General features: G+C 56.6%; 23 protein-coding genes. 15 read left to right on the top strand and 8 right to left on the bottom strand.

The features are described 5' to 3' along the window. Positions 1-113: 113 nt before the first annotated feature. Positions 114-1,121 (top strand): response regulator, encoded by a 1,008-nt coding sequence (locus ABJ076_RS15700; protein WP_348184993.1) that lies wholly within the window; start codon positions 114-116, stop codon positions 1,119-1,121. Here the strand turns inward: ABJ076_RS15700 and ABJ076_RS15705 are convergent. The 4 genes from ABJ076_RS15705 to ABJ076_RS15720 all read right to left on the bottom strand — a co-directional run bounded on the left by ABJ076_RS15705 (position 1,104) and on the right by ABJ076_RS15720 (position 5,420). Beyond that, entirely contained in the window at positions 1,104-2,339 is a 1,236-nt protein-coding gene (locus ABJ076_RS15705) for a response regulator (RefSeq protein ID WP_348184995.1), read from the bottom strand. The two genes, ABJ076_RS15700 and ABJ076_RS15705, sit on opposite strands and share 18 nt — an antisense overlap. A 172-nt stretch (positions 2,340-2,511) precedes the next feature. Further along, the gene (locus ABJ076_RS15710; protein WP_348184997.1) at positions 2,512-3,603 is read right to left on the bottom strand and encodes a response regulator; all 1,092 of its coding nucleotides are present in this window, start codon (positions 3,601-3,603) and stop codon (positions 2,512-2,514) included. A 40-nt stretch (positions 3,604-3,643) separates the two neighbouring features. Beyond that, the gene (locus tag ABJ076_RS15715; RefSeq protein ID WP_348184999.1) at positions 3,644-4,141 is read right to left on the bottom strand and encodes a response regulator; all 498 of its coding nucleotides are present in this window, start codon (positions 4,139-4,141) and stop codon (positions 3,644-3,646) included. 202 nt (positions 4,142-4,343) lie between these two features. Beyond that, positions 4,344-5,420, bottom strand: coding sequence for a tartrate dehydrogenase (locus ABJ076_RS15720; RefSeq protein ID WP_348185001.1), 1,077 nt, complete (start codon positions 5,418-5,420; stop codon positions 4,344-4,346). Between the two features lie 139 nt (positions 5,421-5,559). Between ABJ076_RS15720 and ABJ076_RS15725 the strand changes: the two genes are divergently transcribed. The 4 genes from ABJ076_RS15725 to ABJ076_RS15740 all read left to right on the top strand — a co-directional run bounded on the left by ABJ076_RS15725 (position 5,560) and on the right by ABJ076_RS15740 (position 11,142). Continuing rightward, positions 5,560-6,219: a protein-L-isoaspartate O-methyltransferase gene (locus tag ABJ076_RS15725; protein WP_348185003.1), complete on the top strand. Its 660-nt coding sequence runs from the start codon at positions 5,560-5,562 to the stop codon at positions 6,217-6,219. Between the two features lie 39 nt (positions 6,220-6,258). Next, positions 6,259-7,656, top strand: coding sequence for a TolC family outer membrane protein (locus ABJ076_RS15730; protein ID WP_348185005.1), 1,398 nt, complete (start codon positions 6,259-6,261; stop codon positions 7,654-7,656). Positions 7,657-7,750: 94 nt separating this feature from the next. Next, the gene (locus ABJ076_RS15735; RefSeq protein ID WP_348185007.1) at positions 7,751-8,371 is read left to right on the top strand and encodes a DUF2497 domain-containing protein; all 621 of its coding nucleotides are present in this window, start codon (positions 7,751-7,753) and stop codon (positions 8,369-8,371) included. Between the two features lie 128 nt (positions 8,372-8,499). Further along, positions 8,500-11,142 carry a valine--tRNA ligase gene (locus tag ABJ076_RS15740; protein ID WP_348185009.1) on the top strand — a complete coding sequence of 881 codons (2,643 nt, stop codon included), beginning with the start codon at positions 8,500-8,502 and terminating at the stop codon, positions 11,140-11,142. A 12-nt stretch (positions 11,143-11,154) separates the two neighbouring features. On the opposite strand, the gene ABJ076_RS15745 is transcribed toward ABJ076_RS15740, so the two are convergent. Both ABJ076_RS15745 and ABJ076_RS15750 read right to left on the bottom strand, forming a co-directional pair. Next, positions 11,155-11,601, bottom strand: coding sequence for a thermonuclease family protein (locus ABJ076_RS15745; RefSeq protein WP_348185011.1), 447 nt, complete (start codon positions 11,599-11,601; stop codon positions 11,155-11,157). Between the two features lie 15 nt (positions 11,602-11,616). Further along, on the bottom strand, positions 11,617-12,522 hold the full coding sequence (locus ABJ076_RS15750; protein WP_348185013.1) for an HAD hydrolase-like protein: 906 nt from the start codon (positions 12,520-12,522) through the stop codon (positions 11,617-11,619). Positions 12,523-12,700: 178 nt separating this feature from the next. On the opposite strand from ABJ076_RS15750, the gene ABJ076_RS15755 reads away from it, so the two are divergent. Both ABJ076_RS15755 and ABJ076_RS15760 read left to right on the top strand, forming a co-directional pair. Continuing rightward, positions 12,701-12,880, top strand: a complete 180-nt coding sequence (locus ABJ076_RS15755; protein WP_348185015.1) for a hypothetical protein — start codon at positions 12,701-12,703, stop codon at positions 12,878-12,880. A 32-nt stretch (positions 12,881-12,912) separates the two neighbouring features. Then, on the top strand, positions 12,913-14,415 hold the full coding sequence (locus ABJ076_RS15760) for a M81 family metallopeptidase (protein WP_348185017.1): 1,503 nt from the start codon (positions 12,913-12,915) through the stop codon (positions 14,413-14,415). A 122-nt stretch (positions 14,416-14,537) separates the two neighbouring features. Here the strand turns inward: ABJ076_RS15760 and xth are convergent, their stop codons facing one another. Together xth and erpA are read right to left on the bottom strand one after the other, a co-directional pair. Continuing rightward, entirely contained in the window at positions 14,538-15,308 is a 771-nt protein-coding gene (gene xth, locus ABJ076_RS15765; protein WP_348185019.1) for an exodeoxyribonuclease III, read from the bottom strand. A 113-nt stretch (positions 15,309-15,421) separates the two neighbouring features. Further along, entirely contained in the window at positions 15,422-15,811 is a 390-nt protein-coding gene (gene erpA / locus ABJ076_RS15770; RefSeq protein ID WP_348208897.1) for an iron-sulfur cluster insertion protein ErpA, read from the bottom strand. 170 nt (positions 15,812-15,981) lie between these two features. On the opposite strand from erpA, the gene ABJ076_RS15775 reads away from it, so the two are divergent. From ABJ076_RS15775 to ABJ076_RS15810, 8 genes are all read left to right on the top strand, one after another. Further along, positions 15,982-17,190 (top strand): deoxyguanosinetriphosphate triphosphohydrolase, encoded by a 1,209-nt coding sequence (locus ABJ076_RS15775; RefSeq protein ID WP_348185023.1) that lies wholly within the window; start codon positions 15,982-15,984, stop codon positions 17,188-17,190. Further along, entirely contained in the window at positions 17,191-18,948 is a 1,758-nt protein-coding gene (argS, locus tag ABJ076_RS15780; protein WP_348185024.1) for an arginine--tRNA ligase, read from the top strand. It begins immediately after the preceding gene. Beyond that, a complete protein-coding gene (locus ABJ076_RS15785) occupies positions 18,945-19,859 on the top strand; it encodes an SPOR domain-containing protein (RefSeq protein ID WP_348185026.1) in 915 nt (304 codons plus the stop codon). The genes argS and ABJ076_RS15785 overlap by 4 nt, the downstream gene beginning before the upstream one ends. Before the next feature lie 14 nt (positions 19,860-19,873). Continuing rightward, the gene (gene nagZ / locus ABJ076_RS15790) at positions 19,874-20,890 is read left to right on the top strand and encodes a beta-N-acetylhexosaminidase (RefSeq protein WP_348185028.1); all 1,017 of its coding nucleotides are present in this window, start codon (positions 19,874-19,876) and stop codon (positions 20,888-20,890) included. An 11-nt stretch (positions 20,891-20,901) separates the two neighbouring features. Then, the gene (locus ABJ076_RS15795) at positions 20,902-21,609 is read left to right on the top strand and encodes a site-2 protease family protein (protein ID WP_348185030.1); all 708 of its coding nucleotides are present in this window, start codon (positions 20,902-20,904) and stop codon (positions 21,607-21,609) included. 8 nt (positions 21,610-21,617) lie between these two features. After that, positions 21,618-22,412 carry a ScpA family protein gene (locus tag ABJ076_RS15800; RefSeq protein ID WP_348185032.1) on the top strand — a complete coding sequence of 265 codons (795 nt, stop codon included), beginning with the start codon at positions 21,618-21,620 and terminating at the stop codon, positions 22,410-22,412. Beyond that, a complete protein-coding gene (gene scpB, locus ABJ076_RS15805) occupies positions 22,409-23,068 on the top strand; it encodes an SMC-Scp complex subunit ScpB (RefSeq protein ID WP_348185034.1) in 660 nt (219 codons plus the stop codon). Before ABJ076_RS15800 ends, scpB begins: the two co-directional genes overlap by 4 nt. 149 nt (positions 23,069-23,217) lie before the next feature. Beyond that, complete coding sequence (locus tag ABJ076_RS15810; protein ID WP_348185036.1) at positions 23,218-24,291, top strand: ABC transporter ATP-binding protein; 1,074 nt, start codon at positions 23,218-23,220, stop codon at positions 24,289-24,291. Positions 24,292-24,313 lie beyond the last annotated feature (22 nt).

Here is a 24,313-nt window from a genome sequence, read left to right on the forward strand (position 1 = left end):
CTGAGTTACAGTTTTTCTGGGAGCATATTCCGGCCGTTCTGTTGTCTGGCCTATCCGCATTTGGGGGCAATATTTGCGGAAATTTTTCTTTTTGAGCGGGTTCTTTTAGAAACATGTTGTCTTTGCCCAAAATTGCTTTCGTAGATGATGAGAAACGGGTCCTTGCAGGCCTTAAAAGGCGCCTCAGAGGGCAAATAGCCCATTGGGAAATGACCTTTTTTGATAGCCCCGTCGATGCACTTGATGCATTCCGCAAGAACGAACCGATTGTAGTTGTTGTCGATATTCGAATGCCGGATATGAATGGCATTGAGCTGGCTCGTAAAATCAGAGAATATGGGCATAATACAGTTTGTATTATTCTCTCGGGTTCGACAGATTTTGATCTGGCGGTATCTTCAATAAATGATGCAAATATTTTTCGGTATTATGTGAAGCCGTGCCCTGTTGAGGAGCTGATCTGTGGGATCACAGAAGCTATTGAACATCATCGCGAAAGATTTCTGCCGGTAAATGCAGAAGTATCAGAGCCAAAGCCTGGAAGCAGGCTTGCTGCAATTTCGACAACTGGACTTGAGCTGATTCCTTATGGCGTTGTCGTCTGCAATACGGATGGAAAAGCAATATTCGTGAACTCTCGTGCAAGCCGGATTCTTGGAAACGAAGAGAGTTTGTCTCTTGATACCGAGCATCGGTTGAGAGCGGGATATGTTGAGGAAACTCAAAAGCTACGCAATGCGATTTCAGAGGCACGGGAAGAGAGTGCGATGACCGCACTCACTCTAGGGTCCGATTCCGAACAGCCTTTGCGAGTTACTGTCCAGCCTTTTGATGACAAGAACGGGGCTACGCTTGGGCACGTTGGACTGTTTCTTTTTTCCGAGTCCGAGGTATCTATGCCAGCCCCGAAACTCCTCATGGAGATGTTCGGTCTTACCATTTCGGAGTCACGACTAACGTCGCAACTATCGAAGGGCCTTTCGATAGAAGAAGCCGCTGTTGAATGCGGAATTACAAAAAGTTCGGCGCGGACCTATCTCAAAAGTATCTTCTTGAAAGTCGGCGTATCCCGTCAGGCTGAACTTGTACGTACAGTTCTGGTGTCACTCGCGACTCATTGAAACTTGAGTGCTTGCCTTGATATCATCAATGCGATTCGCCAATCCGATGCTTTCGATATACGCCTCATCCGTCGGATAATGCAGGGGAGCTCTTATGAACATATTGCTTTCCGAGCTGTTGAAAGAGCCAACAAAAGCTTGAGCCAGATGGACCACGGACAAAGGTGAAACCTCGGTCTTGCCACTCTTCGCCGGCTCGTGGTGAAATGCGACCGCTTCGACGACGCCGTCGGGAAATCCCCAAAGGCCCATCAGATAGGCTGCCAGTTCAGCATGTGACGCTCCGAACACTTCTCGTTCTGCTTCAATGACAGACATCGTTCCTGCTTCGACGAGGCTCATCGCGGCTGTGAATTTTTCGACGTGGTTAAGGCGAAGAATGGCGGTACCAATATGGCAAAGGACACCTGCCGTCGCCGCCTCGTCGACTTGAGCTTCACCGAGATTAAGCGTTAGAGCTATCTGGCGCGATAGCCCTCCTATCATCAATGACCTTTCAGCCAGAATTTTACTCTCACATGTTTCGGCGCTATCGGCTGTTTCGGATACATAGAATTCCGACACCATGAGGAGCGCGCGCACAGTTTCGATTCCTAAAACATCAACAGCCTGACCGCAGTTAGAGAGTTTTCGGGAGAGGTTGAAGTATGCAGAATTCGCCAACCTTAGGATCTGGGTTGATAGCCCCAGATCCTCTTCAATAGTTTTTGCGATATCGACCGTTGTGCTGAGTGGATCATCGAGCTCTTTCAGAAGCCGCGTATAGCGTTCTGAAAGGACAGGAACGCTCTTCATTTCGCCGAGGAGAATACGAAGGCTTTTTACCGGTAGTAAATCCCGCACGGAGAATGTGCTGCGGAGTGCTCCGATGAGGAGATCTGCATCACACGGTTTTGCAATGAACCGATGCGCATATCCAAGAGCGGCGAGCATTGCTTCCTGTTCTGCAAACCCCGACAAAATGAAACGGATACTTTCCGGGTTTTTCTCGGCTGCTGCAGTCAGTACGGCTACTCCATCGATTGAGGGCATTCGCATGTCGGTCACAACGGCATCGAATGGTTCGGCGTTGATGCGATCGACGGCTTCCTGACCTCCGACGAGAAATTCCATATCCCACTCATTTCGCATGCTCCTCAACATCCGCCGTAGACCGCTGATAATGTTAGGCTCGTCATCCACAAAGAGAATGACAGGTTTCGTGATGTTACTGCTCATACTTTGCTACCTTGTATTCCCGTCAAAATCGGTCGAGGGGAGAAAATCCCGTGTGTTTTCTTCCGGATTTGACCGCCGGATTTGAATCCGAATACCTGTTGTATTGGTTTTCCGGCCAGGCGATAATTTGCACCTTTGTTGCGGTGTCCGATGGGCATGTATGGGCCATGCATCATTGCGCCGACACCCCTTCGTTACTCGGTGACCTATCGCCGGATTCGATATTCTCTATCTCTATCGGTTTTGGCCATTCCCGGTCCCGAGCAGCAGAGAGTACGCGTTCGTTGACGTCGTGACCGGCCATGGTACTGAGAGTCACATTCTGATTAATGACTTCCTCTATCACCGCATCGCTGAAACCCCATATTCCGAGAAGATAGGCTCCGACCATCAGGCCAGTAGCACCGAAATACTTATTTTCTGCTTCCCATCGTTCGGGGGTGTCCAGTTCCCCTATCTGGTTCTGGTAAAGATCAGGAAACTGGTCGGCGAGTGCGATTGATCCGATGTTACAAAAGGCTGCTGCAACCTCGAGTGACCGGGCTGGTTGTTCTGTCAGCCCTGCTGCCGCGCCCATAGCTTTTGCTGTCTCTGCAATCTCAATGGTTTCGTCCCATAGTCGCTGAACCTGAGTGTTCGAATATGACCCGATCTTAACGTCATCATTGATTTGGATGAGTTGCTCGACAGCAAGACGCATCATTGCGTCCGTCACTGTTGGCGCCGAATTGTTCTCGTCGCTGGAGAGATGACTCACTGCTATCTGGAGTAAACCGGCGCCTGTGATCAGATCGGTATCCATTCGGCCTTCTCGAAGGCTGCGCTTTGTGCTGTTCGGCAGAATAGGCGTTGTGTAGCGCGTGACTGCCGCCCGAACAAAATCGTTCTTAAGCTCTTTGCTACGCTCTGCGACCCGCGTTACGTACTGGGCGATTTCTTCGGATTTGCATGGTTTAGTCAGGATGTAATGGGCTTTGGAGATAAGCCGGGAGGCAATCTCCGACTTTGACCGTCCTGATAGCGTGACCCTTACTGTCGACGGCCAGCGAACACCGACTGCCTCAAGCAGATAGTCGCCGGACTGGCCGGGCATGTCCTGGTCCGCAACGATGATGTCCACCTTGCGTTTTTCAAGGACATCGAAGGCTCTCTCAACGCCGACAGCGACCTCTATCCGCCATTCGTTCCTGTACTTTGCAAGTGAACGGCGAAGGCCTTCGAGAAAGTTCTGATCGTCATCTACAAATAGAACGCCGATTGTCATGAAAAATCTCCTCGGTTAGCCGTGCCGCAATAATGTGTCGTCAGCTCTGTTCTGCCTGCTTCGCCTGCACCCGCGTTCTGAATTGCACCCACTTCCGGCCATATTGGAGGAGTTGCTCGGCGCTGAATGGCTTTTGCATGACGTCTACGGCACCAGCTGATTTGGCTTTTTCCCGGAAACCAGTTTCCGTAATGCCTGAAAGGATGAAAAAACCCGTGAAGCGACGGTCGACGAAGTCCTGACCGCGAGCAACGACTTCTTCAAGAAGTTCTGTTCCGGTTCCTCCAGGCATCATCTGGTCCATGAAGACAATGTCGAAAGGCTGTTGAGTTGAAGTCGCGAGTTCGAGTTGTTCCCGCGCCTCGTCAATATTCGAGGCGGTTACGATTTCTTCGACACGGGCCATGCGAAATACCCGTCGAAGCGTGCTTTGGATTTCATGAATATCGTCGACAATCAGAACGCGCCGGATCCCGAGATCCGTATCCCGGCGCCGATTGCCTCCATTAACTGCCGTGCTTTCCATCATCTCCACCATTATCTGTGCTCGTGGAGATCTCTTTAATCTCGCGAGCCATCAAGTGACTGATGGCACTATTCCGGCATATGGATGTGGGCACTATCCGCATTTGAGGACGAATTGATGGCGGTTAGTCAGAAAGCGGAATACTGATTTCCGCTTTCTGAGGCATGTAAGTTATTTTGGGACTTAATTGTTGCTGCCGCTTGCGCTTTCAAGATCACACGTTACCTGCTGCCAGCGCTCCCAGAACGGCGTCGGTCACTTGCCGCGTGGTCGCGGTGCCGCCGAGATCGCGAGGAAGAACAGATCCATCCGCAGTCACCCGCTCGATGGCGGACATCAATCGTGACGCTGCCTCGGTCTCGCCGAGATGCTCAAGCATCATGGCACTGCTCCAGAATGTTCCGATCGGATTCGCCACGCCTTTGCCCGTGATATCGAAGGCCGAGCCATGGATGGGCTCGAACATGGAGGGCATATCTCTCTCTGGCCGCAAATTCCCCGTCGGTGCTATGCCGAGTGAACCGGTCAAGGCGGCAGCGAGATCGGAGAGCACGTCGGCGTGCAGGTTTGTGGCAACAACCGTATCCAGGCTCTTAGGGTCTAGCACCATTCGCGTGGTCATCGCGTCGACTAGCATCTTGTCCGTCTCGACATCCGGATAGTCTGATTTGATTCGCTCGAAAACGCTGTCCCAGAACACCATCCCGTGCCGCTGGGCATTGGATTTGGTCACAAGCGTCAGCTTTTTTCGCGGACGGGATTGAGCGAGCTCGAAGGCAAAGCGCTGGATTCGTTCGACGCCTACCCTTGTGAAGATGGAAACGTCGAGACCGACTTCTTCTGGCATGCCGACATGAGAGCGGCCGCCGGCTCCGGCATACTCACCCTCCGAGTTTTCACGGACTATCACCCAGTCGAGATCTTCTGCCGTGACGCCTGCGAGTGGGCCTTTGATACCAGGAAGCAGGCGGGCAGGGCGGACATTGGCGTATTGATCGAGCGTCTGGCAGATCTTCAGGCGCAAGCCCCACAGAGTGATGTGGTCAGGAATATCCGGGTCGCCGGCGGAGCCGAAAAGGATTGCATCGAATCGGCGCAAGGTATCGACGCCGTTCTCCGGCATCATCACGCCGTGCTTGCGATAATAGTCGCCGCCCCACGGGAAATGCTCGAACGAGAGCTCGAATTCTTCGCTGCTGGATGCGAGTGATTCGAGAATTTCGACGCCGGCATCGACAACTTCCGGACCAATGCCATCACCTGGGACAGCGGCAATTTGGTATTTTTTCATGCTCATTATCGTTGCGGCCTATAACGGGCCGTTCCTCCCTAGGGCGGTATCTGGATTGTGTTCAAAAACCCCTCAAAGTATAACAGCCACAAGGCCGCGTATCGGCCTGCCTTTTCACATGCTGGAGCACTGTCGCGAAATGACGGACTTTGCCACTGCACGCCACAATATGGTCGAGAGTCAGATCAGGACGAACAAGGTCACCGATACGGCGATCATTGACGCTTTCGAGGATGTCCCCCGGGAGTTGTTCGTCCCCAAACACCTGATGGGCGTCGCTTATGTCGACGAAGATTTGAACCTTGGCGACGGCCGGGTTCTGATGGAACCGATGGTATTCGCGCGATTGCTGCAGATAGCCTTGCCTGATGCAACAGACGAGGTAATGGATGTCGCTTGCGGGTGTGGCTATTCGACGGCAATCCTCTCTCGTTTGGCCGGGACGGTTTACGGTATTGAGCAGGATGAGCAGCTTGTCAGTGGCGCCAACGAACGGCTCGGGTCTCTTGATGTGGACAATGCGGCGATTGTCGCGGGGGACCCGCTTGACGGTTATGCAAAGAAAGCGCCTTACAGCCTGATTGTTATTGGCGGCGGGGTTGAACGGATCCCGGAATCGATCATCGATCAACTTACCGATGGCGGAAGGCTGGTCACGATACTATATGAGAACGGAGCGCGGCAGGGTAACGCAGTGCTTATCGAAAAATTCGGATCTACGGTTTCGAAACGGGTGGTCTTCGACGCCTCCGTGCCGTTGTTGCCGGAGTTCCGGAATGAGTCGAAATTTGTTTTTTAGACTCTCAAGTTTGTTTTTATTGAAGCGGAAAATTCTCGAATGACACGGGTGATCGGTATGAAGAAACTGCATCGCACTGCTGCGATGCTGACAGTGTCAGCTTGCATTCTTGGTGTTTCTGCACCTGCAGTTACTGCCGAAACGCTTTCTGAGGTTCTTGCCTATACGTACCGAACCAATCCCACTCTCAATGCAGCCAGAGCGAACCTGCGTATCGTCGATGAAGGCGTTCCGCGGGCTAAGGGCGGTTGGCTGCCGACGGTCTCGTCAACACTTTCTCTCGGCTATGCGAGAACCGACGTTGACACCAATTTAACGTCCAGTGACGGCAACACGACGCCGAAATCGGCCACCGTTACGGTAACTCAGCCGATCTATCGCGGTGGGCGTACGGAAGCGGATGTGAATTCTGCGGATTATAGTGTGCAGCAAGAGCGCGCCAATATGTTCGATACCGAACAGAATACGCTGCTGAATGCGCTTACCGTTTACATGAATGTAATTCGGGACCAGTCCGTTCTGGAGCTCCAGAAAAAGAACCGGGCGCGCCTGGAAACCCAGCTTCAGGCAACGCGGGATCGTTTCGAAGTCGGTGAAGTGACGCGGACCGACGTCGCGCAGTCGGAAGCGCGAGTCGCTATTGCCGATGCCGATTTGATTCAGGCAGAAGGTAATTTGATTAGCTCCCGGGTCGCATACGAACGGATCGTTGGTACTGTACCGACCGATCTGGAAGATCCCGACATTGATACAGCCCTTCCGGAAAGTCGGGAAGAGGCTGTCGAGCAGTCAGTTATCAATAATTTTTCCCTGATCGCTGCCAAATTTGATGAACTTCGGCTTGGCGAAACGGTTGATCTGGTGTTCGGTGAGTTGCTGCCGACTGTGAATCTTGTTGGTTCTGCCGAATATGTCGAGGATAGCGGTTTTAACGACGACAAAACGACTGAACTTTCTGTTACGGCTCAAGTCGTCATCCCTATCTATCAGAAGGGCCAAGTCTCAGCCCGTGTGCGCGCCGCGAAGGAAAATGCAAACCGCTCCAGGATCGTCGTTGAGTCGATTCGCCGCGATACGGTAGACCTTGCCGCACGTGCATATGAAGCTTGGCAGACTTCGGTAGCGCAAATCTCGGCTCTTAATTCCAGCGTCGATGCCGCCGAAATCGCACTCGACGGTGTCCAGCAGGAAGCTACCGTTGGTGCTCGGACTGTGCTCGATGTTCTCGATGCGGAACAGGAGCTCCTCGACTCTCAGGTCAGCCTTGTTAGCGCAAACCGGGACGAAGTCGTGGCTGCGTATACGCTTCTGCTCGCCATGGGTAAACTCACGGCGGAAGATCTTGACCTTCCGGTCGAGTTCTACGATTACGACAAGCACTACCGGGATGTCATCGATCGTGTCTGGGGTACAGATGTGTCAGGAAAACTTCCCTGACCTCCTGGGACTACTGCTCGGACGTCAGGCTGGCGTTTCATAAACTTGTAGGATACCCTTTAAGTCTCTTGATTCCTTGTGGGTTTGAGTCTGGATGAGTGATACGGCGCAAGAACCGTCGATGGAGGAAATACTCGCCTCGATTAGGCGAATTATTTCCGAAGACGGTGAGGAGGGCGAGGAAGCCCCACCCCCCGAAGAAGCTGCCGAGCCAGAGCCGACTCCGGAACCGGAGTCCGAGCCTGAAGCAGAGCCGGAGCCTGAAGCAGAGCCTGAAGCTGAGCCGGAGCCTGAACCTGATTTCGAGGAAGAAGAAGACGTTCTCGATCTGACGGATATGGAGGAAGAACAGCCGGAGCCGCTTTTCGAAGAGCAGAAATTTACCGACGACGAACCGGAACCTGCTCCCGCACCGCCTCCGCCACCACCTCCGCCGCCGTTGCAACAACCGCCGGCGAGTGAGGGGCTGGTTTCGCCACCTCAGGCTGCCGAAACGGTCGATGCGTTCAGCCGTCTTAACGAAAAGCTGAACGAGGACTATCACGAGCTGCCTATTGGCAACGGGGCTATTACGCTTGAACGCCTGACGCGTGAGTTGATGCGTCCGATGCTCAAGGAGTGGCTCGATCAGCACCTGCCTATGATGGTTGAACGGCTGGTTCGTGAGGAGATCGAGCGGCTGGTGATGCAGTCTCAGCGGCGCGATCCCTGGTAAGAACCTTTGTGTCCCAGCTTTCCGGGCTAGAATTCCAATCGATGATGCCCTAAACCTGCTCTCCTTTCGGGGAGCGGGCTCTATTCGTTTCCTGATACCGGTTTCATGACAAGGCCAAGGGCATCATCATGCTTGGAAAGACATTCGACGCGGCCGCGGTTGAGCGGACCCATTACGAGAACTGGGAAAAGGCAGGCGCTTTCGCCGCTGATCCGAGTTCGAACAAGGTCCCGTACACCATCATGATGCCGCCGCCGAACGTCACCGGCAGTCTGCATATGGGCCATGCGCTCACTTTTACCATTCAGGACGTTCTGGTCCGCTATAAGCGGAAAAAAGGACAGGATACGCTTTGGCAGCCCGGAACAGACCATGCCGGAATCGCCACCCAGTCTGTTGTGGAGCGTCAGCTCGCCGCCAAGCAGATCGACCGGCGGGATATCGGTCGTGACGCGTTTGTCGAGAAGATTTGGGAATGGAAGGCCGAGTCCGGTGGTACCATCACTAACCAGCTTCGTGCTCTCGGTGCTTCGCCTGACTGGCCACGCGAACGTTTCACGATGGATGACGGCTGCTCGGAAGCCGTCGCGAAGGTATTTGTCGAACTGCACAAGAAAGGTCTGATCTACAAGGATAAACGCCTTGTGAATTGGGACCCGAAGCTGCATACGGCGATCTCGGACCTGGAGGTCCAGCAGGTCGAGAGCAAAGGCCATCTCTGGTATTTCCGTTATCCGCTGGAAGACGATCCCAGCCGGCATATCGTTGTTGCGACGACTCGTCCGGAAACCATGCTTGGCGACAGCGGCATTGCCGTTCATCCGGACGACGAGCGCTACAAGGATCTGGTCGGCAAATTCGCCATTCTTCCGCTGGTGGGACGCCGTATTCCGATTGTCGCGGACGAGTATTCCGATCCGGAAAAAGGTTCCGGCGCGGTCAAGATGACGCCTGCCCATGATTTCAACGATTTTGAGGTCGGTCGCAGGCACAATCTGGGACAGATCAACATCTTCGATAGCCACGCGCGCATCAACGAGAATGCGCCCGAGGCCTATCAGGGGCTCGACAGGTTCGACGCCCGCAAGAAGATCATCGCGGACATGGAAGAAGCAGGGCTGCTGGAGCAGATTGAAGATATCCAGCACACGGTCCCGCATGGCGATCGCTCCGGTGTCGAGATTGAGCCTTGGCTGACCGATCAGTGGTACTGCGACGCGGAAACTCTGGCGAAACCGGCTATTGAGGCCGTGGAGACCGGGAAGACCCAGTTCGTTCCGAAGAGCTGGGAGAACACCTATTTTGACTGGATGCGTAATATCCAGCCCTGGTGCATCTCCCGTCAGCTTTGGTGGGGGCATCAGATCCCGGCCTGGTACGGCCCGGACGGCACTATTTTCGTCGAGGAGTCCGAAGAAGCAGCACAGGCTGCGGCGGATGCGCATTATGGAGCAGCGTCCGAGATCGCGCGTGATGAAGATGTACTGGATACCTGGTTCTCTTCAGCGCTCTGGCCGTTCTCCACGCTTGGCTGGCCGGAACAGACGCCGGAGCTGAATCGCTATTATCCTGGCGACGTGCTCGTCACCGGTTTCGACATTATTTTCTTCTGGGTCGCCCGGATGATGATGATGGGGATTCACTTCATGGGCGAGGTGCCGTTCTCCACGGTCTATATCCACGCTTTGGTGCGCGATCAACACGGCGCCAAGATGTCCAAGTCCAAGGGCAACGTGATGGATCCGCTCGATCTTATCGAGAAGTTTGGCACCGACGCGCTGCGTTTCACGCTGGCTGCCATGGCCGCGCAGGGCCGAGACATCAAGCTCGCGGAGAGCCGAATCGAAGGTTACCGGAACTTCACCACCAAACTCTGGAACGCCGCCCGTTACGCGGAAATGAACGAGTGTCAGTGGGATGCATCGTTCGATCCAAAAGCCGCGACACAGACCGTGAATCGCTGGATCATCTCCGAGCTGGCAGACACGGAAGCCAAGGTCTCCAAAGCTATCGAGGGTTACCGGTTCAACGACGCGGCGGGTGCGCTCTATCATTTCATCTGGGGAACCTACTGCGACTGGTATCTGGAATTTACCAAGCCGATTCTCTCCGGTGCCGACAAGGCTGCTGCGGAGGAAACTCGCAAAGCTACCGCCTGGGTGCTCATGCAGGCGATCAATCTGCTGAACCCGCTGATGCCGTTCATTACCGAAGAGCTGTGGTCTGCTTTCGGCGGCGAGGGCCAACTAATTACCACAGCTTGGCCGGATGGTTTGCAGGAAGCTGCGGACGCGGATGCCATCGCCGAGATGGACTGGGTGGTGCGGCTGATTTCCGAAGTGCGCTCTATCCGCTCGGAAATGAACGTGCCGGCTGCCGCTAAGATCGATCTGCTGCTGAAGGATATGTCCGCTCAGACAGTGGAGCGGATGGAGCGGAACCGGGATGTGATCCTCCGTCTCGCTCGCTTGGAGAATATCTCGGCAACGGACGATATTCCGACCGGTGCGGTGCAGGGCGTGATTGACGAGGCGATGCTCGTTCTGCCGATCGCCGATGTGGTCGATCTGGCTCAGGAACGCGTGCGCCTGGAAAAGGATCTGGGGAAGCTCGATGGCGAGATCATGAAGCTGGACAAGAAGCTGTCGAACGAGAGCTTCATCTCCCGCGCGCCGGCGGAAGTGGTGGAAGAAAACCGCGAACGGCTGACCGACGAGAAGACCAAGCGGGACAAGCTGGCTGCCGCGCTGGAGCGGATCGCTGCGCTTTAGGCTGCTAACACCTTAGTCCGGAACACTTTCCCAAAGCCCGCGCTTCCCGGCGCGGGCTTTTTGTTCGGCAGGTCTGTAGGCATCGCCCGCTTCATCGGCAACTGCCCAGCCGGACAGCACCATCTCGTTCGATAGATCCTTCCTATTAACGATACATCGGGCGTTGAAGGTCTCCACGGCGACGCAGCGCGCCTGCTTGCGATCCGCCAGTTTCTGAAGATGCTTCTTTGCAGCGGCGCCGCAGAGCCAGGGCAAGGAGCCGCGCAGGCATTTCTGACGGGGGGTCGGTGCAACAATCCCGAACAATCGGATCACGTTTCGGTCTATCTGGATGGTCCCGGCATCAATAACGCGGGCCTCGCCCTCGACGACGATTGGCTCCTTTTCTGCCGCTATTGGGGCATTGGAAAAGCCGGTCAGACAGAAGAGCATCGATAGCAAGAGAACTGGCGCATGCATGCGGTCGCTCCATGATTAAATCGACGGTGCGATGAAATCAGGCCAGATTCCGCTTTCTTCTGCAAGTCTGAGGGGATCTTTTCCACGTGTGAAACCAGTTTCGACCAATAGGGCTTTCATGCCGCGTGCCCGACCACCGAGTACGTCAGTGTGCAGTGTGTCGCCAACACAAAGCACTCGCTCCGGCGGGATATGGGCCAGGTCGTGCATGGCAAGTTCGTAAACCGGGGCGAAGGGTTTGCCCAAAAACACAGGCTCTATTCCCGCTTCGTCGGCAAGTTGATGCGCGAGAAATCCGGGCTCCAGACTCATTGCGTCAGTATAGGGAGCGGTCAGGTCCGGGTTGCCGACTATGACCGGGCGGGGATGGCGCTTGAAGCTCTCGAGGATCGGCGCGAAATCCTTTCTCCAGAAATCATCGCAATCGAGCAGCAACAGGCCGGAGGCCTCGTCGACATTTACGTTGTTACCCGGCCAGGCACGAATGTCATGGCCTCCTTGAGGGATAAGGCGGGGATCGAGGCCGATAGCCGCCCAGAAACCATCTCCTCCACTCTTAAGCATGCTTTCCAGCAGGCTGACACCGGCGAAAATTTCCGATTCGTCAAACATATAACCTCGTGTGCGATGGCTTTCGCACATCGCCGCGATGTTCTTTGAGCCGTCATTCGAGACGACGCGGACGGCAATGCCTGCCTTGCGAATACACTCATAAGCCGCAGGACCCTCGGGGATGACCGGCGGGCCGAGGCTGAGAACTCCGAAATTGTCGAGGATCACGGCGTCAAAATCGTCAATGATCTCGGCAATGCCGCTTATCCGGCGCGGCGTGACGGGCGGCGGTGCGGGCGGCAAACGGTGCGACCAGCGCAGATACCCGGCCCAGCTATCGTCGAACGTCAGATATTCCCTCGCGCACATGCCTGTCAGTCCCTCAGTCGGTCGGGTTTTGGAACCGGAGCGGTTCCAGAAGAATGGTTCCGGGCAAATTGCTATCGCGCACGGCCCATGATTAAGATGTCATGCGATGTCATGCATTGATTACAGGCAGATGCACCGTCTGCCAACGCCGCCTCATCCCCGAGGGTACGGAATCTGAATGGTACAGCACGGAGACAGGACCGGGATTGAACAGGAGCCGCGCCGCTGGCGTAGCTCCGAGTTTATCGGTCTTGTCGCCTTTCTTCTCATCTGCGTGGCCGTCCTGCCATTTGTGCGGGACAGCTACATCCTCCAGGACGTCTGGGTCGCACTCTGCGGCGCCATCGGCATCAACTAGTTTAGCCATCTCAATCGGACAGGAGAGCCAGAATGGCGCGGATCATCATCGGCGGCTTTCAGCACGAGACTAATACATTCGGGCCAAGCAAGGCGGGACTGGACGCTTTCACCAGCCCCGGAAGCTGGCCAGCACTGGTCACGGGCGCGCCACTGTTCGAAGCCGTCAAAGGCATCAACCTGTCCGTCGCGGGCTTTATCGAGCAGGCCCAAAAGCTCGGACATGAGCTGGTGCCGACGAGCTGGGCCGCAGCGTCTCCCTCCGCCCATGTAACGGACGACGCCTACGAACATATCGCCGGGTTGGTTCTGAAGGGCATTGAAGAGGCCCTGCCGGCTGACGCCATCTATCTCTGCCTGCATGGCGCGATGGCGACGGAGACATATGAAGACGGTGAGGGAGAGCTGCTGCGCCGGATACGTGCGCTCGTCGGCGAGGATATGCTGGTTCTGGCCAGCCTCGACCTGCATGCCAATGTCACGCCGGAAATGGTCTCCCGGGCTAACGGGCTCGACGCCTACCGGACCTATCCGCATATCGATATGGCTGATACAGGGGGGCGGGTCGCGCGCCGGCTGGATGCTCTCCTGAAGTCAGGCCGCAAACCCGTCCACACTTTCGAGCAAATTCCTTTTCTGATGCCGCTGGTCCGGCAATGCACAATGGCAGAGCCTGCTGCCGGCCTCTACGCGATGATCCCGGACCTGGAGGCGGCACATGGCGTCTCGCTCTCCTTTGCAACGGGCTTCCCGGCAACCGATATCCATCATTGCGGCGCCTCTGTTTTTGCTTATGGAGACACCGTGGAAGGTGTGAAACAGTCGGTGAAACAATTGGTTGATGCCATTTGCGCCAAGGAGGCAGACTTCTCGGCCGCCTTGCCCAATCCGGACGAAGCCGTGCGTGAAGCAATGAGGGTTGCGGCCTCGGCGGACCGCCCGGTTGTCATTGCGGATGTGCAGGACAATTCCGGCGGCGGCGCCGACAGCGATACGATGGGGCTGTTGCGTGCATTGGTACGCAACGGCGCCGAGGGAGCTGCTATCGGCCTTGTGGTCGATGCAGAGGCGGCTCTGACCGCGCATGAGGCCGGTGAAGGGGCTGACGTGGTGCTGTCTCTCGGTGGCAAGTCCCGTGTCCCGGGAGACGCCCCTTTCGACGGTACGTTCCGGGTCGAGGCATTGTCGGATGGCGAGTTTACGGCGACCGGGCCGTTCTATTCAGGCAGTCAATTGCGACTGGGTCCATCCGCGCGGGTGAGCATCAATGGCGTGCAGGTTCTGGTCGGCTCACGCAAGGTGCAGATGGCGGATCGGATGATGTACCGGTTCCTTGGAATCGAGCCGGAACAAATGAAGATCCTTGTGAACAAAAGCTCGGTGCACTACCGCGCTGATTTCGCACCGATTGCCGCGGAAATCATCGAATGTGCGTCTCCGGGCCCAGTTCTGGCGGATCCGGCGGCGCTACCGTGGAAACATCTGCGTGAAGGGCTGAGGACACGGCCGCTGGGGGAGCCTTTTAAGGCGGGTTGAGCTCACTCTAAATCGGCTTCCGCGCACGCGGGGACCCAAGGAAGGCCAATAGAGCTCTATGATCATCTAGGTTCCGGCTCCGGCCGGGATGACGTCTAAAAAGCGATGACGACGTAATCTAATTACGCCGCTAGTTCAATCCAGACCGGGGTGTGGTCCGAGGCTTTGGGCTTGCCACGCGGGCCTGAATCGATGCCGGAGGCTTTCAGCCGGTCGGCTGCTTGTGGCGAAAGCAGCAGGTGGTCGATCCGCACGCCGTGATCGTTCTGCCAGGCGCCGCCCTGATAATCCCAGAAGCTGTAGCGGTGCGGTGCGGTGCTGTAGATCCGGTAGGCGTCGGCATAGCCGAGATTGAGAATGGAGCGGTATGCGGCGCGGGATTCCGGCTGGCACAGCGCATCGTCGGCCCAGCCGGCCGGATCATGCACGTCTTCATCCATCGGCACGACATTGTAGTCGCCGGCGAGCACGACCGGGCCTTCGCGTTGCAGGAGCTGTTCCGCCCGAACCTTAAGACGATTCATCCAGCCCAGCTTGTAGGGGAATTTCTCGGTCGCGACGGGATTACCGTTCGGCAGATAGATCGAGGCGAAACGGATACCGGAGATGGTGCCTTCGACATAGCGAGCTTGCTCATCGCTGTCATCGCCGGGCAGTCCTATCAGAGGATCCTCGATTTCGTGCTTAGAGAGAATGGCGACGCCGTTATAGCTCTTCTGCCCGTGCGCCAGGATCTTGTAGCCTCGTTCCTCGATCTCGAGGCGTGGGAAGTTCTCGTCGACGGTTTTGGTTTCCTGGAGCATGGCGACGTCCGGCTGGAAGCTGTCGAGCCACTCCAGCAGGTTCGGGAGCCGCGCCTTGACCGAGTTGACGTTCCATGTGGCCGCTTTCATGGGGAATCCGTTCCGAAGGAGCTTGGAGAGTACGAACTGTCAGTTTGCCCACGCTCCGTCGCGCGGCCAAGGTACTTTGCCTGATATCAAGGAAACCGGTGCGTTAGCGTCGGTCAGAGAGAGAAGGACGTACCGCAGCCGCAGGAAGATGAGGCATTCGGATTCGTAACTTGGAAATAGGCGCCGAGCAATTCGTCGACATAATCGAGCACGCCACCATCCAGCAGGTCGAGAGAGGTATCGTCCACAATCACTTTCATACCGTGGCTCTCGAACACGTGGTCGTCATCTTTCATCACATCGTCGAAACCGAAATCGTACTGGAAGCCGGAGCAGCCGCCGCCCTCGACGCCGACGCGCATGAATTTGCCGTCGCTATTCTCTTCCATGTCCAGCAGGACCTTGATCCGCCGGGCCGCGCTTTCGCTTAACCCGAAGCTGCGCACACCAGCACCCGGAGGTGCTGCAACAGCACTGTCACCATGGTTTTCAGTGAGGCTCATCGCCGCTCCGATCATCGCGTTCAAATTTATGACCGTGATCATAATCACGTCCCTGATGAGAAAGTAATGCTTCAGGCCCTGAATTCAACTGTTTTCGGGCCCTTGGCATTGCGCAGAAGTGCGCCCGAGAGTAGGTTCCGCCCAGTTCGAATCGCACTTGGTCCCCGTAAATGCCCGAGTCCCAAAACTGGACGTTCAAACAGCAGTTCGCGCCCTATGCTGCGGATTTCAGGAACAGCCGCGGCCGGCAGTTCCCGGAGCCGGAAGCACGTGAGCGCACACCGTTCCAGAGAGACCGGGATAGGGTTTTGCATTCCGGCGCTTTCCGGCGCCTGGAATACAAGACCCAGGTTTTCGTCTATCACGAGGGCGATTATTACCGCACCCGGCTGACTCACAGCCTTGAAGTGGCGCAGATAGCCCGCTCGATCAGCCGTTCCCTAGGCCTGAACGAGGATCTGGCGGAAGCCCTGGCGCTTGCGCACGACCTCGGCCACACGCCGTTCGGCCATGCCGGCGAGGACGCTTTGGACGCCGTGATGAAGCCTTATGGTGGCTTTGATCACAATGTGCAGACCGTTCGGGTTCTCACTCTTCTGGAACAGCGCTATGCGTCATTTGATGGCCTTAACCCTACGTGGGAAACCATCGAAGGTATCATCAAGCATAACGGCCCGCTGACTGATCGGGACGGAGTTGGTGACGTACCACCGATTATTACCGAGTTGGATTCGAAACTTTCTTTGCAGTTAAGTGGTTTTGCCAGCGCAGAAGCCCAGATCGCGGCGCTTTCCGACGATATAGCGTACCACGCGCATGATATTGACGATGCGCTGCATGCAGATCTTTTCGATATCGAAATAATGCGCGATGTGCCATTGATCGGCCCCATCGTCTCGGAAGTAATGGAAAGTTACGGGACCCTCTCCCGCGCCAAAATGGTGCAAGAGATTGTCCGCCGTCTTATTGGCGCCATGGTCGAGGATTTGCTTGGCGAAACGCGGCGAAGACTTTCAGAACACCGTCCAAATTCCGCCGATGACGTCCGCAGTGCGCCCGTTCCGCTAATTGCTTTCTCCGCCGAAATGGAGGAACAAAACCGGACATTGAAAGCGTTTTTGTTCCACAACATGTATCGTCACTACAAAGTGAATCGCATGGCCAGCAAGGCCCGCAGGGTGGTAACGGACATGTTCGAGTTGCTGATGGCAGAGCCTAATTGCCTTCCGGCGCAATGGCAGCGCACCGGCAACGACCAGCCGGGCCAGATTGACGATACCAAACAGGCGCGCCTTGTCGCCGACTATATCGCAGGCATGACCGACCGCTTTGCAGTGATTGAGCATGCTCGTCTTTTTGATCTAAACGCGAAGACTTAAATGAACGTTTTCAGATACTTTCAGAACAAACTTGATGCATCGATTGAGGCGCTGGTTGCCGAGGGAGCACTACCCTCGGGCATGGATATCAGCCGGGCCGGCGTTGAGCCCCCGCGCGATCCGAGCCACGGCGACATTGCCACGAACGCCGCCATGGTGCTGGCCAAGCCCGCTAAAATGAAGCCGCGCGATATTGCCGAGTTGCTGATCGTTAAGATGCGAGCATGGGACGAGGTGAGCGAGGCAGAGATCGCTGGACCAGGGTTCATCAATCTTCGCATCGTCGACGGGTTCTGGCGCAGCGGCATTGCCGGACTGCTGAAAAAAGGCTTGGAGTACGGCAAGTCTGATATCGGCGCAGGCAAGAAGGTGATGGTGGAATACGTTTCCGCCAACCCGACAGGCCCGCTGCACGCAGCTCACGCCCGTGGTGCCGTGATTGGGGACGCGCTGGCCTCGTTGCTGACCAAGGCAGGGTTCGACGTAACCCGCGAGTATTACGTCAACGATGCTGGCGCTCAGGTAGATGTCTTGGCCCGTTCTGCCTATCTCCGCTACCGGGAGGCGCGGGGAGAGGATATTGGTTCCATTCCCGAAGGTTTCTATCCGGGCGAATATTTGAAGGATGTCGGTGAGGCTCTTTCGGCGCGCGATGGCGGAAAATGGATGCAGTCCCCGGACGAGGAGTGGCTTCCTGAAGTGCGCGCCTTTGCGATCTCGATGATGATGGACGGGATCAAGGAGGATCTGACAGGGCTCGGCGTTGATATCGAGATTTACAGTTCCGAAAAAGCTTTGGTCGAGGCCGATTCTGTCGATGCCGTGATGCAGACGTTGGAGGACCGCGACCTGCTCTATACCGGCGTCCTGCAGCCGCCTAAAGGCAAGCAGCCGGATGACTGGGAGCCGCGCCCGCAGCGTTTGTTCAAGGCTATGCAGTTCGGAGACGATGTCGACCGGCCGATCCAGAAGTCTGACGGCAGCTGGACCTATTTCGCCAATGACGTCGCTTATCACCTAGATAAATACAACCGCGGCTTTGCCGAGATGATCAATGTCTGGGGGGCGGATCACGGCGGTTACGTTAAGCGTATGAAGGCTGCGGTGAAGGCCGTGACCGATGGCAAGGGCGCGTTGGACGTCAAGCTTTGTCAGCTTGTGAATCTGATGGATGACGGCAAGCCTGTGAAGATGTCGAAACGCGCGGGAACCTTTGTGACCCTGCGCGATGTCATCGATTCGGTAGGCAAGGACGTATTGCGCTTCATCATGTTGACCCGGCGCAACGACCAGACCCTCGATTTCGATTTCAAGAAAGTCACCGAGCAAAGCCGGGAAAACCCGGTTTTCTATGTGCAATATGCGCATGCGCGCTGTCATTCCGTCTTAAGACATGCCGCTGAAGCACTTGAGGGTACGGATGTTTCCTGTGCCGGATTGGCGCCGGTAGTGCTGGACCGCTTGACCGATCCTGCCGAGCTTGGTCTCATGAAACTGTTACTCGGATGGCCTCGTACGGTTGAAGGTGCTGCGGAAGCGCACGAACCGCACCGGATCGCTTTCTTTCTTGGCGAGGTTGCCACCGGTTTCCACAGTTTGTGGAACAGGGGCAAGGAAGACACGACTTTGAGGTTCCTGGTCGACGATGACCGCGAGTTGACTATGGCCCGGCTGGCTCTGGTTCGGGCAACGCAGACCGTCCTCGCGTCCGGCCTGTCAGTGATCGGGGTTGAGCCTGTGGAGGAGCTGCGCGCATGAGTTTGCATTCGGGAGCGCCGGAACGGCCGCGAATGATCGAGGAAGAGGACCGTCCTGGCCCACCGCCACTCATGTCGGAAGAAAAGACCAAGGGGAGGGGATTGACGATCATTGCCGCAACGCTCGCGGTTGCAGCCTTTGCGGGCATCGTCTGGTACGCCTATGATCAGGGGCGCCGGATAGGTAGTGAAACCGCTGCACCGCTAATCAAAGCCGATGCAACGCCGTCAAAGGTCCGGCCTGATGCTCCGGGCGGAATGGAAGTTCCGCATCAGGACAAGCTGGTGCTCGACGATCTGGGCTCCGGCCGTGGTGCACAGAACAGCGAGAGCCGGGTGGAACGCCTGTTGCCCCCACCCGAGACGCCGCTGCCGCCGCCAGAACCCCTTTCGATCCCGACGAATGATGCGACACTGGCTGCGGAATCCCCGACGCCGAGTGTGCCCGATGCGACGCCGTCCCCGGATCCGACCTCGACGGCAACCGCTGTGATTCCACCGGCGAAGAAAACTGCGGACACGGCGCCGAAAACACTTGTTCCGCCGCCGCCCGCTGTTCCTGCTGCGAAGGTCGAAACCCCGGTCACGTCTCTCGCGCCGAAGACCATCGCGGCAAAGACACCCAAACCGTCACCGGCACCTGCTCCAGTACCTGCACCAGTCGCCGCAGGCGGTTTCAATATCCAGATCGCCGCCTTGCGGAGCGAGGATGCAGGCGCGAAGGAATGGAACAGAGTGAAAGCGGCTAATGCTGCTTTGCTTGGCGCACTCCGGCCAACTTACCAGCGTGTGACGACCTCCAACGGGGTATTTTTCAGGGTGCAGGGCGGACCGTTGAGTGAAAAGGCCGCGCGAGATACTTGTACTGCCCTTAAAGAAAAAGGTCAGGCCTGCCTCGTGGTAAAACGCTAGACAGGAAAACGCCAATGCGCGCCTTGATCCTCGGCTGTGCAGGACCGGAACTCAGCCGGGCCGAGCGCCAGTTCTTTATCGATATCGATCCATTTGGGTTTATTCTGTTCCAGCGGAATTGCGAAAGTCCCGCGCAGATCCGCATGCTGACCGAAGATCTGCGCGACTGTGTCGGCCGACACGCGCCGGTCCTGATTGATCAGGAAGGCGGACGCGTTCAGCGTCTGAAGCCACCACAATGGCGTGCCGCACCGCCGGCAGCCTTGTTTGGCGTGCTCTACGCAGATAACCCGATCCGCGCGGAGCAAGCTGTAAGGATCAATGCCCGCCTGATAGCAGCGGAACTCACGGAGTGTGGCGTCGATGTCGACTGTCTGCCGTTGCTTGATGTCCGGCAGGATGGCGCTCATGACGTTATCGGTGATCGAGCTTTTGCCTACACACCGGAAATCGTTTCCCGCCTAGGACGCGCGCAGGCAGAGGGCCTTGCGGCCGGCGGAGTGGCGCCGGTGATGAAACATATTCCGGGACATGGCCGGGCAGGTGTCGACAGTCACCATTCCCTGCCGAGAGACGATACAGAACGGGACGAACTGGCTTCTATCGACTTTACTCCGTTCAGGGACCTTCGGGATCTGCCGATGGCGATGACGGGGCATGTCGTTTACGAAGCGTTCGATGCGGTACGGGCGGCCACGGTATCGCCGGTCGTGATCAGAGATATAATTCGCAAGGAAATCGGCTTCGACGGTCTGCTGATGACCGATGATATTTCCATGAAGGCGCTCGCTGATCCTTTGGAGATCTCTTCCGCTAAGGCACTTGAGGCAGGATGTGACGTTGTTCTGCACTGCAATGGCGATATGACGGAGATGCAGGCAGTCGCCGGAGCGGCTCCGGTTCTGTCCGGCAAGGCTCTTTCCCGTGCGGAAATGGTGCGGGGCTTCCTCGAACGTATCCGGCGGGAGGCCCAACCGGTGGTGCACGAAGAGCTTCTTGCGTCATTTGTTGCGCTGACCGGCGCGGAATAGACGGAACCCTTATGGAAGACCTGATTTCCAACGTCCTTTTCACGGCCTCTATCTGGGCGCTACCAGTGTTGATCGCGATCACGATGCATGAGGCGGCGCATGCATATGTCGCCAATATGCTGGGGGATCCAACAGCCCGCCTGATGGGCCGCGTAACCCTGAACCCGTTCGCTCATATCGATCGGTTTGGCACAATTATCCTGCCGGTTCTCTGCGTGATATCTGGATGGGCTCTCGCAGGAACACCCTTCGTCTTCGGTTACGCTAAACCGGTGCCCGTTGCAGTGTCCCGATTGAATAACCCGCGCCGCGACATGATGCTGGTCGCCGCAGCCGGTCCGGCCATCAATGTAGTGCTGGCCTTTTGCGCAGCGGTACTATTGCACACTGTCTCCTGGTTTCCGGAATGGTTCAGCGCCTGGTGGCAAGCGACCTTGATCAACGGCATCCTGCTCAATCTTGTGTTGGCTGTATTCAATCTGCTGCCGATTCCGCCACTTGACGGCGGAAGGATCGTCACTGGTCTCCTGCCGTATGAGTTAGCTGTCCGCTACTCCAAGCTTGAGCGTTTCGGCCTTTTCATTGTCATCGGCCTGATGTTTCTGCTGCCCTATATTGGCCGCGAGATCGGCGTCGATCTCAGTTACGCCATGCAGATCGTCATGTTCGGCGTCAAAAATCTGCTACACTTTATTTTGATGCTCACGGGGCAAATCTGAGGCAGGCAATGAGTGACAGTTTCGAAAGCCCGTTTCCGGATCACCGCCGCAGGCGGGAGCCGGTTCAGCTTTCACTGTTCCTGAATATCGATGGTTTCGAAGGACCGATCGACGTTCTGCTGCAACTTGCCAGGGATCAGAAAGTCGATCTCATTCATGTTTCCGTCCTGCAACTCGCGGAGCAGTATCTCGGCTTCGTCAATCAGGCCCAGAAACTCAACCTGGAACTCGCCGCTGATTATCTGGTGATGGCCGCCTGGCTCGCCTATCTGAAATCGCGTCTGCTTCTGCCGCCTGACGAGAAGGAAGAGGAGGAGCAGAGCCCGGAAGAGATGGCGGAAGCCTTGCGGTTCCAGCTCATGCGCCTGGAGGCGATGCAACAGGCCGGTCAGGCGCTGATGTCCCTTCCACAGTTTGGTGCGGACTTCTTTGCCAGAGGGCAGGGGGAAAGCATTTCCGTCCGGAGGCGTCCGATTTACGACGTGACGCTATATGAATTGCTGCGCGCCTATGCGGATCATCGGGTGCGCCACGACAGGTTGGCCCTGCGCATTGAGGCAACCCACCTTTACTCCGTTGAGGATGCAGTCCAGCGCCTCAGCCGTGTTCTCGGCGCCGTGCCGGAATGGCAAACCCTGTTTTCTTTCCTGCCGAGCGGATTGCGCAAAGGCCTTCGTCTGCGCTCTGCCGTTGCCTCGACCTTTGTTGCCTCTCTGCAGTTGGTGAAGGACGGAAAGGCGGAGATCAATCAGGCTGGGACCTTCGCCCCGATCTATTTTCGCTCCCGGGAGGGCGATGCGTGAGTTTTGATACATCCGAGAATTCCGGCCCAAGCCGATCTGAACGAATCGTTGAAGCTCTGTTGTTCGCGAGTAAAGACCCGTTGCCGATCTCCGAAATTGCCGAGCGTCTACCCGATGGCGTTTCCGCTGAAAGTATTTTGGAAATCCTGCAGGCTCGCTACTCCACGCGCGGCGTTCATCTGGTGCAGGTCAAGGATTGTTGGGCTTTCCGAACCGCGCCCGATCTTGGAGATGCGCTACGGGTCGAGATGGCTGTGCGCAGGAAGTTGTCCCGCGCGGCGGTTGAAACCCTGTCCATCGTTGCTTACCACGAGCCGGTTACCCGGGCGGATATCGAGGAAATTCGGGGCGTTGCAGTCAGCAAGGGAACGCTCGATGCGTTGCTTGAGGCCGGCTGGATTCAACCGCGGGGCAGGCGTCAGGTGCCGGGGCGCCCATTGACCTGGGGTACGACGGAGGCATTTCTTGATCATTTCGGCCTGACGGCACTTAGTGACCTGCCGGGGCTGGAAGAATTGAAGGCGACTGGGATGCTGGACAAACGGCCCGGCCTGACATCAATCGCCATGGGGGAAGAAGACGGCATTGAGCCGGACGACGGCGATGGTGAGGATGATGGGCAGTTCGATCTTCTGGAAAGTGATGACGGCGCATAGGCTCGCTCTTCTTGAGTTGTTGTGATGCCTCGGTGCTTGAGCGCACGTGTGCCTTCTGATACCTCCCTGTGTGTCATGACATTGCAAATTAATCGCGTTTCGAAGCGTAAAGCGCCAATACTTTCCGGCATCTGGAGCGGGAGCGGAGAATGACGTCTGTTCTTCGCTTGGAAAGCGTCAGCCATCAGTTCGACGGTATGCGCGTGGTCGATGACCTGACTCTGGATATCGCGCAGGGTGAAGTGCTTTGTCTGCTGGGGCCTTCAGGCTGCGGGAAAACAACGGCGCTTCGCATAGCAGCCGGTCTCGAGCCGCTCCAAACCGGCCGAATATTGATGGGCGATACAGAAGTCGCTGGACCCGGTTTACAGACGCCGCCAGAGGAACGCGGAATTGGTCTCGTGTTTCAGGATTACGCGCTGTTTCCGCACCTGAACATCATCGACAATGTGGCTTTCGGTCTCTCCGAGTTCGCGAAGCCGGTTCGCCGGGAGAAGGCGCTTACTGAATTGCGGCGTGTCGGTATGCATGGTGCCGCCGACAAATTTCCGCATGAGTTGTCCGGTGGTCAACAGCAGCGCGTCGCGCTCGCACGGGCACTTGCTCCTAATCCAAGGATCATTCTGCTGGATGAGCCTTATTCAGGGCTGGATAGCGCGCTTCGGGCTCAGGTTCGTGACGATGTCCTTCATCTCCTGAAGGAGAGCGGTGCCGCCACGCTGATGGTCACCCATGATCCAGAGGAAGCCATGTTCATGGCGGATCGGATCGCTGTGATGCGTGACGGAAGGATCGAGCAGGAAGGCTCTCCGCACAGTCTATACTGCTATCCGGACTCGGCGTTTGTTGCCGGGTTCTTCGGAGAAGTGAATGCCTTTACCGGACCGGTGAGAGATGGTCACGTCGCAACACCGGTTGGACCAGCTGTCGCCGGGGATCTTGCGGAAGGCTCGCAGGCAACAGTGGTGGTCCGGCCCGAGGGACTGCATGTGACCACGTCTCAGGCCAGTCAGAGTGACTATACGGCTCTGGTCATGCAGGCACGTCTGCTTGGGCGCAGCAGCTTGATTCATCTGCATGTTCAGTCAGGTGAGAATGGCAGTACAAAAGAGTGGCATTTCCACTCCCGAATGCCCGGTATATTCCTGCCGGATGTAGGAACGCGGCTGCGGGTAGATTTCGACCCGGGGCAAATCTTCGTGTTTCCCGCGCAGGAAGACTGAATTCGTTTGGCCAAATGCCCCG

Origin of the sequence: Nisaea sp. (assembly GCF_039990255.1) — a bacterium.
Taxonomy (GTDB): domain Bacteria; phylum Pseudomonadota; class Alphaproteobacteria; order Thalassobaculales; family Thalassobaculaceae; genus Nisaea.